This window comes from Microbacterium sp. PRC9, assembly GCF_031844125.1.
Classification (GTDB): domain Bacteria; phylum Actinomycetota; class Actinomycetes; order Actinomycetales; family Microbacteriaceae; genus Microbacterium.
Genome location: NZ_JAUZUR010000011.1, coordinates 45,238 through 61,466 on the forward strand (window position 1 = coordinate 45,238; position 16,229 = coordinate 61,466).

Consider the following 16,229-nt stretch of genomic DNA (forward strand, 5'->3'; position numbering starts at 1 on the left):
GATCACCCTGCCCGGTCGCCCTATCGCGTGCGTGCCGGGAGCGAGTGGCGGCGCATGGCGACACCCGCGCCGAGCGTCGCGAGGAGCACGACGGCGGAGAAGACGAGGAGCACCGTCGTCTCGCCCACGAACGGAAGGCTCAGGCCCACGAGGAGCACGGGTGCGACGAGTCCCCCGTAGGCGATGAGGAAGAGAAGTGCGAGCGTCTCGCCCCGGCGGTCGGGCGCCGAGAGCGCCCCGGCCGCGGCGATCGCCGAGCGGAACATGATGCCGGCGCCGGACCCGGCGACGATCCCGCCCCCGATGAAGAGCGCGAGCGCGGGGATCAGGGCGCCCGCGGCGATGGACACGAGTCCGACGACGAAGCACAGGATGGCGATGAGGAGCTGCGCCCGCTGGGCGACGCGGACCAGCAGCAGCTGCGCGAGCGCCGCGGCGCCGAAGACGGCGAAGACGGTGGCACCGTCCACGAGGTGGTCGGACACGTGGAACGTGTCGTGGAGGAATGTCGGCGCCAGCGACGTGAACAGCGCGAACAGCGCGAACGAGGCGGCCGCGCCGGTGCCCGCCGCAGCGAAGGCCGCGCCGGATCCGGCGGGGAACGCCAGCCGTTGCGGTCGGTAGGCCGGATGCCGCGCCGACGTGTCGACCGTCTCGGGCACGTGGCGCAGAACGAACACCGCGGCGATGAAGAGCACGAGGAAGACGAAGTGCGGCAGCTCGAGGGGGTCGGGGGCGAACTCGGCGAACAGGCCGCCCACCAGGGGGCCGAGCGCCAGCCCGCCGAGGTTGGCGGCTCCGGCGACCGACGCCGCAACCACCGCAGTCTCCGCGGGGCGGGCTCTTGCGCGCAGCTCGGCGAGGTGGGCCGTCGCCGCGGCGCTGAGCATGCCGACGCTGACCCCGTCGACGAACCGCGCGACGATGAGGCCCGGAACCGAGTTCCACACGAGGAAGATGATGGCCGCGAGCGCCGAGACGAGCACCGCGGTCACCGCCATCCGGCGGCGTCCCGCCCAGTCGCTGATGTGGCCGACCAGGAAGAGGCTGAAGACGACCCCCACCGCGAACGCGGCGAAGATGAACGTCACGACCGGAACGGGGAAGTCGTCGGCCGCCTGGTACAGCGGGTACAGGGGCGTCGGGACTGTGGCATAGGCGGTGACGCTCGTGAACGCGGCCGCGACGACCCAGAACCCGGCGACATCCGACATCGTGCGACGAGCTTGCGACATCGCGTCGTCCGATCGTGTCGAGGGCGTTCGAAGGGCCGCCCCCGACCTTACTCGCGCCCTTGAGCACCTCGGTAGACTTGGGGGTCCGCGTTCTGCGGAGAACACCCCACCGAGGAGCCCACCCCGTGACCGACGCGACCGCGCCCGACGAGCCGACCGAAGAAGAAGTCTTCGAGCAGAAGGCCGTGCGGCTGGCCAAGCGCGAGCGACTGATCGCGGAGCGCACGGATGCCGCGGGTGGGGCGTATCCGGTCAGCCTGCCGATCACCGACACGATCCCGGCCCTGCGCGATCGGTTCGCCGACCTCGAGGCGGGGGCCGAGACCGGTGTCACCGCTGCAGTCGCCGGACGCATCGTCTTCAGCCGCAACACCGGAAAGCTCTGCTTCGCCTCGCTGCAGGCGGGCGACGGCAGCCGCATCCAGGCGATGGTGTCGCTCGCAGCCGTCGGCGACGAGTCGCTGCAGGCCTGGAAGGAGCTCGTCGACCTCGGAGACCACGTCTTCGTCTCGGGTGAGGTCATCTCGAGCCGCCGCGGCGAGCTGTCGATCATGGTGTCGCAGTGGCGCATCGCGTCGAAGGCCGTGCTCCCGCTGCCGAACCTGCACTCCGAGCTCAGCGAAGAGAGTCGCGTCCGCAGCCGCTTCCTCGACCTCATCGTGCGCGACCGCGCGCGCGACACGGTCCTCGCACGCGCGAAGGTCAACGCGAGCCTGCGACAGACGTTCGCGTCGCACGACTTCATCGAGGTCGAGACCCCGATGCTGCAGGTGCAGCACGGTGGAGCGTCGGCACGCCCGTTCATCACGCACTCCAACGCGTTCGACACGGACTTGTACCTCCGCATCGCGCCCGAGCTGTTCCTCAAGCGCGCCGTGGTCGGCGGCATCGACCGCGTCTTCGAGATCAACCGCAACTTCCGCAACGAGGGCGCCGACTCGACCCACAGCCCCGAGTTCGCGATGCTCGAGGCGTACCAGGCGTACAGCGACTACAACGGCATCGCCGACCTCACGCAGGAGCTGATCCAGAACGCGGCCGTGGCGATTTCGGGCTCGACCACGGTGATCTGGGCCGACGGCACCGAGTACGACCTGGGCGGGCGGTGGGACCGCCTGTCGATGTACGAGTCGCTGTCGGAGGCGGCGGGCCGCTCGATCACGCCCGAGACGCCGTTCGAGGACCTCGTCTCGCTCGCCGAGGCCGAGGGCGTCGACCTGCCGCCGCACGCGATCCACGGCAAGCTCGTCGAGGAGCTGTGGGAGCACTTCGTGAAGCCGGGCCTCGTGCGCCCCACCTTCGTCATGGACTTCCCGGTCGACACGAGCCCGCTCGTGCGCGAGCACCGCTCGATCGCCGGCGTCGTGGAGAAGTGGGACCTCTACGTGCGCGGCTTCGAGCTCGCGACCGGCTACTCCGAGCTCATCGACCCGGTCATCCAGCGGGAGCGCTTCGTCGAACAGGCCAAGCTCGCCGCGAAGGGCGACCTCGAGGCGATGCGGATCGACGAGGAGTTCCTGCGCGCGCTCGAGCACGGCATGCCGCCGACCGGTGGCATGGGCATGGGCATCGACCGGCTGCTCATGGCGGTGACCGGGCTCGGCATCCGCGAGACGATCCTCTTCCCGCTCGTCAAGTAGTCCGTCGGCGGGATCCTCCCGCGCGCGGATCACGGGGCGCTCCCCCTCTGGAACGCCCAGTCCGGCAGGTGCCCGGCGTTCACGAACGACAGCACGATCTGCGACAGCCCGTGCTCGGACTCGATCTCGCATGCGCGCTCCGCGTAGGCCGCCGCATGGGTCGAGCGACCGAGAGCCCACGACAGCCACGCGCACATCGCGAGCGGACCCGGCTGTGCGTCCCGCGGCGCGACTGCGGCCGCCCCCCGCGACAGCTGCAGAGCGGTCTCGAGCCGTGACACCTGCGGGCGGTCGCCCTCTCCCCACATGCGCATCGCGAGGTGCGCCGGATACTCCTCGCCCGACTCCCACCGCAGCTGCGCATCGAACGCCTCGTCCCCCTGCGCCAGGTTGCCGCTCCACTGCACGAGCGCGACATCCCGCAGCGACGGGCGCGCGAGGCACCACACGAGGGCGGCGACGTCGTACGCGTCCCTCGCCTCCAGCGGTCGTGCGAGGGCGTCCTCGAAGAACCCGGGCAGATCGTCGAACCGGCAGACCGCCGCGAGCGCCTGCGGGTCGACGCGCGCCCCCTCGTCGGCGACGGATGCCGCAGCCTCTGCCGCGCCCGACACCGGCGCCGGAACGGGGCCGAGGTCGCTCACCCGCGCGCTCGGCAGCGCCGCGCTCGTCGCGTCCTCCGTTCCGCGGGCGAAGCCCGTCACCGCGTCGTCGCACGCGGTGCGGGCAGATCGCGCAGTGCGCGCCGCAGTCCCGCCGTCCGCCTGTGGTCCGCACAGCACCGCCACCGCCGTGTCGAGCGCCGTCATCGCCTTCGCGACCCGCTCCCGCTCCTCGGGCGAGCACTCCGGCAGGTCGGCGCCCGTCGACTGATCGCCGTCCGGCTCCGGGATGTCCCCGGAGCCGATCCACTCCAGGTCGCCGAGCGATCTCCCCGTCGCGGGACACTCTGCGTCGAGGAACGAGCCCCACCCGTCGGCGCCGACGCACAGCAGATCGGTGACCCGCAGTCCGCACGCATCCGCGCGGCGCTCGAGCGCGGCGAGGAGGTCGCGATGCGGCATCCGTCTCTCGTCCTGGAACCGTGCTCCGGTGTACGCGATCGCGGCGACGGCATCGGCCTCGGGGAGCCGGCACACCATGCCCGCGACCGTCGCTGCGATCCGGTCGACGGCGTCCGTGTCGCCGTCGGGGAGGTCGAAGCGCATGGCGCCCAGGCTGCGGGCGCCGTGGAACGGGATCACCACGAGGCTCTGCGTCGGGTGGTAGCCGAGCATGCGGGGGACGAAGGAGAGGAACTGCGCGGCGTCCGCGGCTTTGACGATGGTGGGGGTCATGGGACGAGTGTCGTGACGCGCGAGGCCCTCACCGCCGTTTCCACAGGCGCCGCCGCTGCAAGGCCGAAAGAGATGCACTGGGGAGGAGGCGATACCCGCACGGCGTATCCTTGAAGACATGGATTACTGGGTCGCGGCGCTCTGGACGCTCCTGCCGACCGTCCTCGTGTCGCTGATCTTCTTCTTCGTGCTGCGCAGCATCGTCCGCGCCGACCGCACCGAGCGTCGTGTCTACGCGAAGATCGAGGCCGAAGAGCGCGCCAAGCGCGGGCTGCCGCCGGTGGCGCCCGGCACCGCCTCCACCGACGCCTGATCGGCGCCGGCGCAGGCGCCGCACGCTGATCCCGCGCGGCACGCGCCGACCTCGCCCGGATGAGGGCCGCGTCCGCCGCCCCCGATAGTGTGGGGCACACCGCTCGATCGGCGTGTCCGATCCGGTCGGTCCGCCCGACGCCGGGGAGAGGCTCCGCTCGATGATCACCATCACGTTCGACGCGACGTGGTGGGTGGTGCTCGTCTTCATCGTCGACATCGTCATCCGCGTCACGGCGATCATCGTGGTGCCGCGCAACCGCCGCCCGACGGCGGCGATGGCGTGGCTGCTCGCCATCTATTTCATCCCGATCATCGGCGTCTTCCTGTTCCTGCTCATCGGCAACCCGCGGCTTCCGCGCAAACGCCGTCGCAAGCAGGAGCGCATCAACGACTACATCCACGACACCAGCGCGTCGCTGGACTTCGGAACACTGCGCCCGCATGCGCCGAGCTGGTTCACGTCGCTCGTGACGCTCAACCGCAATCTCGGTGCGATGCCCCTGGCGGGCGACAACGCCGCACACCTGATCCCCGACTACCAGGAGAGTCTCGACGCGATGGCGGACGCCATCCGCGAAGCCGAGCGGTTCGTGCACGTCGAGTTCTACATCCTGCAGGCGGATGCGGCGACCGACAACTTCTTCCGCGCGCTCGAAGAGGTGGCGGCGCGCGGCGTGACGGTGCGCGTGCTGCTCGATCACTGGGCGAACCGCGGCAAGCCGTTCTACAAGCGCACGCTCAAACGCCTGACCGGGATGGGCGCGCAGTGGCACCTCATGCTCCCGGTGCAGCCGCTGCGCGGCAAGTACCAGCGGCCCGATCTGCGCAACCACCGCAAGCTCCTCGTCGTCGACGGACGCGTCGCGTTCACCGGCTCGCAGAACGTCACCGCCTCGACGTACAACCTGCGCAAGAACATCAAGCGGGGCCTGCACTGGGTCGACCTCATGGCGCGCATCCAAGGCCCGGTCGTGGCATCCGTCAATGCCGTCTTCCTGAGCGACTGGTACAGCGAGACCGACGAGGTGCTCACCGACCAGATCGACCTGTTCGACGTGACGAGCGGGCCGGGCGATCTCGACTGCCAGATCATCCCCTCGGGACCGGGCTTCGAATTCCAGAACAATCTCAAGCTCTTCGCCGGGCTGCTCTATGCGGCGCAGCGCAAGATCATCGTGGTGAGCCCGTATTTCGTGCCTGACGAGGCGATGCTCCTGGCGATCACGACAGCGTGCCAACGCGGCATCCATGTCGAGCTCTTCGTGTCGGAGGAGGGCGACCAGGCGATCGTCTACCACGCGCAGCGCAGCTACTACGAGGCGCTGCTGCGCGCGGGCGTGAAGATCTGGATGTACAAGAAGCCCTTCATCCTGCACACGAAGAGCCTCACCATCGACGATGAGGTCGCCATCGTCGGCTCGAGCAACATGGACATGCGCTCGTTCGGTCTCAACATGGAGATCTCGATGCTCGTGCGCGGCGAGGAGTTCGTGCGCCAGATGCGCATCGTGGAAGACATGTACCGCTCGCTCTCGCGCGAGCTCACGCTCGAGGAGTGGGAGAAGCAGCCGCTGCGCTCGACGGTGCTCGACAATCTCGCGCGTCTCACCTCGGCGCTGCAGTAGGGCGTTCTCCCGGCGGATCGTGACCTCGACGTGATCGGAGTGCTGAGATTCCGGGGCGTTTTGCGACACGATATGGGTGACGGATGCCGCGGGGGATGGCGTCCGCGGAACTCCAGGAGGCCCTCATGCCCGTTCGCTCCCGTTCACTGCTCGCCGGGCTCGGCCTGGCGCTGCTCACCGCAGGACTCCTGACCGCCTGCGCGACCCCCGCCGGCGGCGGCGGCACCACCCCCTCGCCGGCCGCGACCGACAAGAGCGACGACAGCAACGAGCAGGAAGTCGGCGCGGCCTGGCTCGACGGCGGCCGCACGATCGGCATCGTCACGCAGGGTTCGTCGACATGCATCCCCACCGCCGAGGATGCGACCTACGACAACGGCATCATGAAGGTGACGCTGGTCGAGCCGGCGGGCGACACCGCCTGCACGCGGGACCTTGTTCCGCGGGTCTCCCTCGTGGGCGTGCCCGAGGGCGTCGACCCGGCGGCGGGCGTCGAGATCGAGGTGACCGGTGAGGGCTGGCACGGCGACACCGACCTCGAGGGCGTCGCCGGCCTCGCGACCGGGGGCGAGACGGACTACCTGCCGAGCGCCGGCTGGACCGACGTCGACGGCCAGTTCGTGATCCTGTCGTGGGGCTCGTCGTCGTGCGCCCCCACGATCGAGAACACCGAGCCGACCAGCGCGACCGAGGTCACCGTGACCTTCGTGACCCCGCCGGCCGACCAGGTCTGCACCATGGACATGGCCCCGCGCGGCGTCGTCACGGCGGTCAACGGCCTCGAAGACGAGGACGCCGAGACCTTCGCGATCCTCACCGGCGGCGAGTTCGACAACATCCGCATCCCGATCTACCCCAACTGACACCCGGATGGACGGATGCCGCGGCCCGCAGCATCCGTCCACCCCTCAGCCGCCCGCCCGCCCGCCCGCCCGCCCCCCGCCGACCCGCCCGCCCGCCCATTGCTCCGCAGTCACTTTTGGCGCGTTCCCGGCGTCGAGTCCCGCCCTTACTGACTGCGGAACGCCGTGGGCGAGCGCCGCGTCCCCCGGGCGTTCGGGCACCGCGTACCGCGCCGTCCGGGCGCCGCGTACCCCGGCGTTCGGGCGCCTTCGTTCGGCAGTCACTTTCGGCGCGTTCCCGGCGTCGAGTCCCGCCCTAACTGACTGCGGAACGCCGTGGGCGAGCACCGCTTACCGCGCCGTCCGGGCGCTCCGTGCCCCGGCGTTCGGGCGTCTTCGTTCGGCAGTCACTTTTGGTGCGTCCGGGGCCTCGAGTCCCGCCCTTACTGACTGCGGAACGCCGTGGGCGAGCGCCGCGGACCCCGGCGTTCGGGCACCGCTTACCGCGCCGTGCGGGCGCCGCGTGCCCCGGCGTTCGGGCGCCTTCGTTCGGCAGTCACCCTTGGCGCGTCCTGGGCCTCGAGTCCAGCCCTTACTGACTGCGGAGCGGCAGGCGCTGGTTCCTCCCCAAGGAGGAGCGGCGGCGCCGTCGTCCACAGAAGGCTGAACCGAGCGCCACCGCGAGCGACCGCGTTGTCAGGATCGGGCGGCATGCGCAGAACGCCGCTTCCACACGGTCTCGGGACGGTCTTCACGATCGCGGAGGCGAGGAGTGCCGGTGTCCCGAGGTCGAGGCTGCGGGCTCTCGACCTCGACAGCCCCTTCCGCGGGCTCCGCGTGGTGTGCGACGCAGCCCCCGCGCCGCCGGGAACGCGGTCCAAGGCGGAGGCTGCCACCGCAGCCATTCGCGAACGTGCCCTCCTCTACGCGCGGGTGATGCCCGCGAATCAGTTCTTCTCGCACGTGACCGCTGCAGTGTTGTGGGAGCTGCCACTTCCGTCTCGCGTCCTGACCGATGCGTTCGGTCGTCCCCGGATGCTCGACGTCGCGGTGCGCGCTCCGCTGCGGCATCCGCGGCACGACGGAGTTCTCGGCCACCAGGTGAAGCAGCGAAGCGTCGCGGTCGTCGATCACGCGACCCACGGCGTTCCGCTGACGAGTCCCGCATTCACGTGGGTGATGCTGGCGGCGGTCGTGCGCGACGAGTACGACCTCGTAGCCCTCGCCGACGGGGTCGTCCGCGAGCAGATGTTCACGGGGGACGCGCAGCCGCTCGGCACTCTCTCCGAGCTCGAATCGGCGGTGCGGTCTGGCCGGAGGGTGGGCATCAGGGCGTTGAGGGAGGCATTGCCCCGTGTGCGCACCCGTTCGGCGTCGCGAACGGAGACGCGCTGCAGGCTGATCATCGTCGACGCGGGTCTGCCCGAGCCGCTCCTGAATCATGCAGTGTTCGACTCGATCGGGGGACTCATCGGAGTCGTCGACCTCGCGTACCCCGAACTGAGGATCGCCATCGAGTACGAGGGCGAACACCATCTTCGCGATCCCGAGCAATGGGCGAAGGACATCGCTCGCTACGAGGCGCTGGCCGGCGCCGGCTGGTTCGTGATCCGTGTCACGAAGAACGACGTGTTCGACGGGCGGGCGGGCCTCGTCCGCCGCGTGCGGTCGGCAATCCGTTCCCGTCGCCGATGGCGACCTCCACTGCCGCCGCTCCGCAGTCACTTCGGGTCGATCGCTGCACCGTCAGGTGACCGAAAGTGACTGCGGAGCGGGCGGGACGGGACGGGGCACGGGGCAGGACGGGGGTGGGGGACGGGACGGGGACGGGACGGGACGGATGCTGCGGCGGTGGGCGGCCGGAATCCTCAATCCGCCCGCACCAGCAGGTCGCCGATCTCGCAGTCGAGCGCTCGGCAGATCGCCGAGAGGGTCGAGTAACGGATCGCTCGCGCGCGGTCGTTCTTGAGGATCGACAGGTTCACGACCGAGACCCCGACGAGTTCCGACAGCCGTGTCAGGGTCATGCCGCGCTCCTCGAGCAGCTCGTCGAGCCGGCAGTGCACCCCGGAGGGGCCGTCGTCGTCGGCGGGAGTCACACGAGGCCTCGCACGTCGCGCTGGAGCCGCTCGCCGTGGGCGAAAGCGCCTGCGAGCACTCCGAAGACGATCGCCGCGATCCACGCCGGCGCGAACGCGACCAGGTCGAGCATGCCGAGCGGCTCGTAGACCAGCCCGAGCGTTTCCATCGCGCTGCGTCGGGCCATCGCGTCGCTGAGCATCACGAGGAGGGCCGTCGCGAAGACGGTCGCGCCGATGAGGGTGAGGCCGCGCGTCACCCGGCGGGCGAAGAAGTCGCCGGCGCGGAAGGCGAGCGCAACTCGGATGAGCGCACCGACCACGACGAGCGTTCCGATCACCGTCAGAACAGCCGACACGACCAGAAACACCCTTCCGGTGACGTCGAGGTCGGGGACGAGTACCGCGGCCTGGGTGAGCACCCGCGAAGCAGGCGACGCCTCGCCCTCGAGCTGCACGTCGACCGGGGTGTCGGTCACCGGCAGCGCGAACGGCACTCCCGCCGGGTCGAACACCGCGGCGACGCGCATCACAGCCCAGAGAACCGCGCCGACTGCGACGGCGACCGAGTACAGCAGCAGATCGAGTGCGCCGGGTGCGCCTTTGGTTGCGGCTTCCGTCATCATCAGACCAGGGCCTCCGTGTCCTTCTGCATGCGGATGCCGATCTGGAACGCCGCGGCGACAAGCGCCAGCCCGAGCGCCCAGCCGATCGGGGCGAGGTCGAGCATCAGGCTCCATCCCATGAGTCCTTCGTAGGGGCCGTCGCCCTGGTCGCCGGCGGTGATCACGCGCTCGCCGATGAACGAGACCACGGAGGCGCGCGCCGCGCTGGCCGCCACCTGCGACCCCATCCCGCCGACCAGCACCGCGATTGCGGCGACGCCGACGACGTTCGGCAGTGAGCGGACGAAGGGGCGACCTCGCAAAAGGACGATCGCGAGCCACGAGACGGCGACACCGATCGCGAGCGCCGCGACCAGCGGAAGCGCGTATTCGAGGTAGAGCAGCCAGCGCGTCCCATCCGGAAGCTGCGCGACCTCGAGCCACACGGACTCGTACCCGGCGTTGACGATCGCGTCGGACTTGCCGGTGAACTCAGGGACCAGCGCGTTGGCGAGCGGGAACCCCGTGATGCGGCTGGGCTCCGCCGTGAAGACCTGCACGCCGACCGTGATCAGGAAGACGGCGCTCCCCGCGGCGACGAGCATCGCGCCGGTTCCCACCGCGGCAATCACCCACTGCTCGACGCGCGACAGCACGCCGTGCTCGTCCGCACGTCGAGTCCGCACCAACACAACGACCACGAAGGTACCGACGAGGATCGGCAGCCCGACCCACAGCGCGAGGAACTGCCATGCCATATGAGCCCCCATATCGATAAACGTTGTTATCGAAAAACGATAAGCCCGATGGATGCTGCGGCGCAAGGCATCCGTTCCGTTTCGCGAGCGCTATGCCCACGGCGAACACGGCCGTGCGCTCCCGACCCGCTGGCTACCCTCGATGTAAGGCGAGATGGGCTCAGCAGACCCACACCGCCCTGGAGGAGTGAACGATGTTCGAGAGATTCACCGACCGTGCCCGTCGTGTGGTCGTCCTCGCCCAGGAAGAGGCGAAGATGCTGAACCACAACTACATCGGCACCGAGCACATCCTGCTCGGTCTCATCCACGAGGGCGAAGGGGTCGCCGCCAAGGCGCTCGAGAGCCTGGGCATCTCGCTCGACGCCGTGCGCGAGCAGGTGCAGGACATCATCGGCCAGGGCCAGCAGCAGCCGACCGGCCACATCCCCTTCACGCCGCGCGCCAAGAAGGTGCTCGAGCTCAGCCTCCGCGAGGCGCTGCAGCTGGGCCACAACTACATCGGCACCGAGCACATCCTCCTCGGCCTCATCCGCGAGGGCGAGGGCGTGGCCGCCCAGGTGCTCGTCAAGCTCGGCGCAGACCTCAACAAGGTGCGCCAGCAGGTCATCCAGCTGCTCTCGGGCTACCAGGGCAAGGAGCCCGCGGGTGTCGCGAGCGGCGCCGGCGAGCAGACCCAGGGCACGACGCAGGGCGGCTCGCAGGTGCTCGACCAGTTCGGCCGCAACCTCACGCAGGCCGCGCGCGACAACAAGCTCGACCCGGTCATCGGGCGCGAGAAGGAGATCGAGCGCGTGATGCAGATCCTGTCGCGCCGCTCCAAGAACAACCCCGTCCTCATCGGCGAGCCCGGTGTCGGAAAGACGGCGGTCGTCGAGGGCCTCGCCCAGGCCATCGTCAAGGGCGACGTGCCCGAGACGCTCAAGGACAAGCAGCTCTACTCGCTCGACCTCGGTTCGCTCATCGCCGGTTCCCGCTACCGCGGTGACTTCGAGGAGCGACTGAAGAAGGTCACCAAGGAGATCCGCACGCGCGGCGACATCATCGTCTTCATCGACGAGATCCACACCCTCGTGGGTGCGGGTGCCGCCGAGGGCGCGATCGACGCCGCGTCCATCCTCAAGCCGCTCCTCGCGCGTGGCGAGCTCCAGACGATCGGCGCGACCACGCTCGACGAGTACCGCAAGCACTTCGAGAAGGATGCTGCGCTCGAGCGTCGCTTCCAGCCGATCCAGGTCGCCGAGCCGAGCCTGCCCCACGCGATCAACATCCTCAAGGGGCTGCGCGACCGCTACGAGGCGCACCACAAGGTGCAGATCACCGACGGCGCGATCGTCGCGGCGGCGAACCTCGCCGACCGCTACATCTCGGACCGGTTCCTCCCCGACAAGGCCATCGACCTGATCGACGAGGCCGGCGCCCGCCTGCGTCTGTCGATCCTGTCCAGCCCGCCGGAGCTGCGCGAGTTCGACGAGAAGATCGCGAAGGTGCGTGAAGACAAGGAGCGCGCCTCCGAGGACCAGGACTTCGAGAAGGCCGCGTCGCTGCGCGACGAGGAGAAGTCCCTGCTCGCCGAGCGCCTGCGCCTCGAGAAGCAGTGGCGCTCGGGTGACGTCGCCAGCCACGCCGTCGTCGACGAGGGCCTGATCGCCGAGGTGCTCGCCCAGGCGACCGGCATCCCGGTGTTCAAGCTCACCGAGGAGGAGTCGAGCCGTCTCGTCTTCATGGAGAAGGCGCTGCACCAGCGCGTCATCGGCCAGGAGGAGGCGATCGCCGCCCTCTCGAAGACGATCCGCCGCCAGCGCGCGGGCCTCAAGGACCCGAAGCGTCCGTCGGGCTCGTTCATCTTCGCCGGCCCCACGGGCGTCGGAAAGACCGAGCTGGCCAAGGCGCTCGCCGAGTTCCTCTTCGACGACGAGCACGCACTCATCTCGCTCGACATGTCGGAGTTCGGTGAGAAGCACACCGTCTCGCGTCTGTTCGGTGCCCCTCCCGGATTCGTCGGGTTCGAAGAGGGCGGCCAGCTCACCGAGAAGGTGCGCCGCAAGCCCTTCTCGGTCGTGCTCTTCGACGAGATCGAGAAGGCCCACCCCGACATCTTCAACTCGCTCCTGCAGATCCTCGAAGAGGGTCGCCTGACCGACGGTCAGGGCCGCGTCATCGACTTCAAGAACACGGTGATCATCATGACGACGAACCTCGGTTCGTCGGCGATCGCCGGTGGCCCCGTGGGCTTCCAGGTCGAGGGCAACAGCGGCACGACCTACGAGCGCATGAAGGGCAAGGTCAACGAGGAGCTGAAGCGCAACTTCAAGCCCGAGTTCCTCAACCGCGTCGACGACATCATCGTCTTCCCGCAGCTCGATAAGGACGAGCTGCGCCAGATCGTGGGCCTGTTCACCAAGCGTCTCGGTGAGCGTCTGCTGGATCGTGACATGACGATCGAGCTGACGGATGCCGCGAAGGACAAGCTCATCGAGATCGGCTTCGACCCCGCGCTCGGCGCCCGTCCCCTCCGCCGCGCCATGCAGCGCGAGGTCGAAGACCGTCTGTCGGAGAAGATCCTGCACGGCGAGCTCGATGCGGGCGACCACGTGAAGGTCGACGCGCAGAACGGCGAGTTCGTCTTCGAGCACGGCCCGCGCGGCGACAAGGTCGCCGTCGGCGTCGTCCACAACGGCGAGATCACCGCGACGCCGGATCTCGCTGCGAACGCGTAAACCCTGATCGGAACGAAGAGCGGATGCTGCGGCATCCGCTCTTCGTCGTTCGTGGGTGCGTTCGTCGGCGAGCGGGGGGTCTTACGCTGGACGGGTGGCAGAGTTCACAGTCAGGCCGGCGCGCACGAGCGACGTCCGCCGCATTCAGGCGCTCCTCGAGCCGTTCGTGCAGCGGCGGATCCTCCTCGGCAAGGACCTCGTCGTGCTGTACGAGGCGACGCAGCAGTTCCTCGTCGCCGAGGATGCGAACGGCGACCTGATCGGCTGCGGCGCGCTGCACGTCATGTGGGAGGACCTCGGCGAGGTCCGCACCCTCATCGTCGCCGACGGCTGGCTGCACCACGGTGTGGGTCGCGCGATCGTCGAGGGCCTCGAGACGAACGCCCGCACGCTCGGCCTCTCTCGCCTGTTCTGCCTGACGTTCGAGGTCGACTTCTTCACGCGTCGCGGGTTCGAGCAGATCGGCGAGCAGGTCGTCGACCCCGACGTGTACTCGCAGCTCATCCGCTCTCCTGACGAGGGTGTCGCGGAGTTCCTCGATCTCGCGCACGTGAAGCCGAACACCCTCGGCAACACCCGCATGATCAAGCGTCTCTGACGCTCGCGCGGCCGCCGGGTCGCGGCATCCGGGGCGCGCCGACGGGAGAAGGCGACGCCCGCCGTTAGCCTGTTGAGCATGACCGGCACCAGCCCCCGACGTCGCCCCTCCAAGGCGGTCTACCGTCGCCGGCGGCTCGTGCTGATCATCGGGCTGCTGGTCATCGCCGCGGTGGTCTGGCTGCTCATCGCGCAGCCGTGGGCGGGGGCGGCGACGACCTCGTCCGACGAGAAGCCCCCGGCGAAGAACACGGCCGAGTCTCTGCCGGTGCCGTCGTCGCAGGCGACGACCGGGGGAACCGCCACCGGGGCCGTCGAAGGTGCTGTCGTCGAAGGGCAGACCCCGACGCCCGGCGCCACTCCCACTGCGCAGCCCTGTGTCGCGAGCGAGATCACGGTCGAGCCGGTCACCAGCGCCGACACCTATGCGGGCGATCAGCAGCCGCAGTTCACCATCACGCTCACCAACAACGGTCCCGACTGCACGATGAACGTCGGCACGAGCGCCCAGTCGTTCACGGTCACCAGCGGCGACGACATCTGGTGGCGCTCGACCGACTGCCAGAGCGAGCCCAGCGACATGATCGTGCTGATCGCCGCCGGGCAGACGGTGTCGAGTGCGACGGCCCTCTCGTGGGATCGCACGCGCTCCGCGGTCGGCACCTGCGCCGACGGCAACCGCCCGATGGCTCCCGGCGGCGGCGCCTCGTACCACCTGTCGGTCGAGATCGGCGGCATCCCCTCCACCGAGCCGAAGCAGTTCCTGCTCTACTGACGCACACCTCGGACCGATGACGGATGCCGCGGGGCACAGCATCCGTCTTCCAGATCGTCCGTGTGACGCAGTGGAGCGGGGCGTCCCCCAGGCCGCCCCGCTCCTCTTCCCCTGCACAAGGTGTTTTGGCCGAACACCTAGGGCTTGTTGTCGAAGACCTCTTTCTCCATCGCGTCGTAGCCCTCCGCCTGCGGATCGCGGTGCTGGCCGCCGGACAGCGCGTACTCCTCTTCCGGAGAGAGCACGAGGCGGTGGCGGCCGACGAGGGCGAAGATGACGAGGCCGATGACATAGAGCACGCCGATCGCGATGATCGCGGCCGTGTATCCGGGGTTGATGAACTGGCCGATGAACGTCGCGAGTGCGATGACCCCGGCGATGGCGGCGCCTGCGATGCCGACCGGGCTGCGGTACGGGCGCGCGACGTTCGGCAGCTTCACCTTGAGCACGATGTACGACACCATCTGCAGCAGGTAGGAGATGACAGCGCCCCACACCGCGATGTTGAGCACGATCGCGTTCGAGACGGCGCCGATGTCCTCGTTGGCCTTCGTGATGAGGTCGACGCCGACGAGCACGACGAAGCCGATGATCGCGCCCGTGAGCAGAGCCACCCACGGCGTCTGGCGCTTGCCCGTGAGCGACAGGAACTTGGGGTAATAGCCCGCGCGCGACAGGGAGTACATGTTGCGTCCGTACGCGAACATGATGCCCTGCAGCGAGGCGAGCAGGCCGATCAGGGCGAACAGGGCGAGCACCGCGGCCAGCTGGGGCGGCAGGAACGCTCGGAAGCCGTCGAGCAGCGGTTCGCCGCTCGCCGCGATCGCGGCCGAGCCGGTGACCGCCGGGTTCAGGAACAGCACGATGGCGCCGGTGAAGATGAGCGTCAGCAGGCCCCAGATGCCCGCGCGGGGGATGTCCTTCTGAGGGTTGTGCGCCTCTTCTGCCGCGAGGGGGAGCTCTTCGATCCCGAGGAAGAACCACATCGCGAACGGCAGGGCGAACAGGATGCCCATGCCACCGAAGGGCAGGAACTCCGACGATCCGGCGACGGACTCATCGGGCGCGATGTCCCACACGCGGGAGAAGTCCACGGCGCCGTTCGCGAACGCGAGCACGCCGAAGAGCACGAGGATGCCGATGGTCAGGATCGACACGACGACGGCGAAACGGAACGAGATCGCGGCCCCCGCCGTGTTGAGACCGATGAACACGGCGTAGAGGACGATCCACCAGACCCACTGGAGTCCCGCCGCCTTCAGGTCGAACGCCCCGCCGGTGAGGATCGAGAAGATGCCGTTCAGGTAGTCGGCGGAGAAGAGCACGATCACGCCCGTGGTGAAGACGTACTCGATGGTCTCGGCGAAGCCGGTGACGAAGCCGCCCCAGGGGCCCATCGCCGATCGGGCGAACGAGTAGGCACCGCCCGTGTGGGGCAGCGCCGCCGACATCTCGCCGATCGAGAAGAGCATGCCGAAGTACATGACGATGATGATCAGCGTCGCGATCAGCAGCCCGCCCCAGCCGGCGGCTCCGAGGCCGAAGTTCCAGCCCGAGAAGTCGCCCGAGACGACCGCAGCGACGCCGAGGCCCCACAGACCCCAGAATCCGGCTGCCCGGGTGAGCTGGCGTTTCTGGAAGTACTCGCTGCCGGCCTGCGTGTAGGTGACGCCGCCGACGGATCGGGAATCTGACATGACGG

General features: G+C 69.3%; 14 protein-coding genes. 8 read left to right on the forward strand and 6 right to left on the reverse strand.

Annotation, left to right across the window (positions count from 1 at the left end; translation table 11 throughout):
- Positions 1–20: 20 nt before the first annotated feature.
- Positions 21–1,235 carry an MFS transporter gene (locus tag Q9R33_RS19310; protein WP_311294803.1) on the reverse strand — a complete coding sequence of 405 codons (1,215 nt, stop codon included), beginning with the start codon at positions 1,233–1,235 and terminating at the stop codon, positions 21–23.
- A 125-nt stretch (positions 1,236–1,360) separates the two neighbouring features.
- On the opposite strand from Q9R33_RS19310, the gene lysS reads away from it, so the two are divergent.
- A complete protein-coding gene (gene lysS / locus Q9R33_RS19315; protein WP_056372497.1) occupies positions 1,361–2,875 on the forward strand; it encodes a lysine--tRNA ligase in 1,515 nt (504 codons plus the stop codon).
- Positions 2,876–2,904: 29 nt separating this feature from the next.
- Here lysS and Q9R33_RS19320 read toward each other — a convergent pair whose 3' ends face one another.
- Positions 2,905–4,212 carry a DUF4192 family protein gene (locus tag Q9R33_RS19320; protein WP_311294804.1) on the reverse strand — a complete coding sequence of 436 codons (1,308 nt, stop codon included), beginning with the start codon at positions 4,210–4,212 and terminating at the stop codon, positions 2,905–2,907.
- A gap of 118 nt (positions 4,213–4,330) precedes the next feature.
- Between Q9R33_RS19320 and Q9R33_RS19325 the strand changes: the two genes are divergently transcribed.
- The 4 genes from Q9R33_RS19325 (at position 4,331) to Q9R33_RS19340 (ending at position 8,758) form a co-directional block, all read left to right on the forward strand.
- On the forward strand, positions 4,331–4,525 hold the full coding sequence (locus Q9R33_RS19325) for a hypothetical protein (protein ID WP_056372494.1): 195 nt from the start codon (positions 4,331–4,333) through the stop codon (positions 4,523–4,525).
- A gap of 160 nt (positions 4,526–4,685) precedes the next feature.
- A complete protein-coding gene (gene cls / locus Q9R33_RS19330; RefSeq protein WP_056372574.1) occupies positions 4,686–6,152 on the forward strand; it encodes a cardiolipin synthase in 1,467 nt (488 codons plus the stop codon).
- Between the two features lie 125 nt (positions 6,153–6,277).
- A complete protein-coding gene (locus Q9R33_RS19335) occupies positions 6,278–7,015 on the forward strand; it encodes a hypothetical protein (RefSeq protein WP_310244957.1) in 738 nt (245 codons plus the stop codon).
- Between the two features lie 915 nt (positions 7,016–7,930).
- On the forward strand, positions 7,931–8,758 hold the full coding sequence (locus Q9R33_RS19340) for a DUF559 domain-containing protein (protein WP_311294805.1): 828 nt from the start codon (positions 7,931–7,933) through the stop codon (positions 8,756–8,758).
- Between the two features lie 104 nt (positions 8,759–8,862).
- Here the strand turns inward: Q9R33_RS19340 and Q9R33_RS19345 are convergent, their stop codons facing one another.
- Genes Q9R33_RS19345 through Q9R33_RS19355 form a run of 3 tightly spaced genes read right to left on the reverse strand, consistent with a single transcriptional unit; the run spans position 8,863 to position 10,435 of the window.
- Positions 8,863–9,093, reverse strand: coding sequence for a helix-turn-helix transcriptional regulator (locus Q9R33_RS19345; protein WP_056372492.1), 231 nt, complete (start codon positions 9,091–9,093; stop codon positions 8,863–8,865).
- Entirely contained in the window at positions 9,090–9,695 is a 606-nt protein-coding gene (locus tag Q9R33_RS19350; RefSeq protein WP_311294806.1) for a hypothetical protein, read from the reverse strand. The genes Q9R33_RS19345 and Q9R33_RS19350 overlap by 4 nt, the downstream gene beginning before the upstream one ends.
- 2 nt (positions 9,696–9,697) lie before the next feature.
- On the reverse strand, positions 9,698–10,435 hold the full coding sequence (locus Q9R33_RS19355; RefSeq protein WP_311294807.1) for a hypothetical protein: 738 nt from the start codon (positions 10,433–10,435) through the stop codon (positions 9,698–9,700).
- A gap of 194 nt (positions 10,436–10,629) precedes the next feature.
- Here Q9R33_RS19355 and Q9R33_RS19360 point away from each other — a divergent pair, with 194 nt between their 5' ends.
- The 3 genes from Q9R33_RS19360 to Q9R33_RS19370 all read left to right on the forward strand — a co-directional run bounded on the left by Q9R33_RS19360 (position 10,630) and on the right by Q9R33_RS19370 (position 14,527).
- Complete coding sequence (locus Q9R33_RS19360; protein ID WP_056372485.1) at positions 10,630–13,155, forward strand: ATP-dependent Clp protease ATP-binding subunit; 2,526 nt, start codon at positions 10,630–10,632, stop codon at positions 13,153–13,155.
- A 94-nt stretch (positions 13,156–13,249) separates the two neighbouring features.
- Entirely contained in the window at positions 13,250–13,753 is a 504-nt protein-coding gene (locus Q9R33_RS19365; protein ID WP_056372483.1) for an amino-acid N-acetyltransferase, read from the forward strand.
- 78 nt (positions 13,754–13,831) lie between these two features.
- The gene (locus Q9R33_RS19370; protein WP_310244967.1) at positions 13,832–14,527 is read left to right on the forward strand and encodes a hypothetical protein; all 696 of its coding nucleotides are present in this window, start codon (positions 13,832–13,834) and stop codon (positions 14,525–14,527) included.
- 137 nt (positions 14,528–14,664) lie between these two features.
- Here the strand turns inward: Q9R33_RS19370 and Q9R33_RS19375 are convergent, their stop codons facing one another.
- Positions 14,665–16,224 carry an amino acid permease gene (locus tag Q9R33_RS19375; RefSeq protein WP_310244968.1) on the reverse strand — a complete coding sequence of 520 codons (1,560 nt, stop codon included), beginning with the start codon at positions 16,222–16,224 and terminating at the stop codon, positions 14,665–14,667.
- Positions 16,225–16,229: the final 5 nt, after the last annotated feature.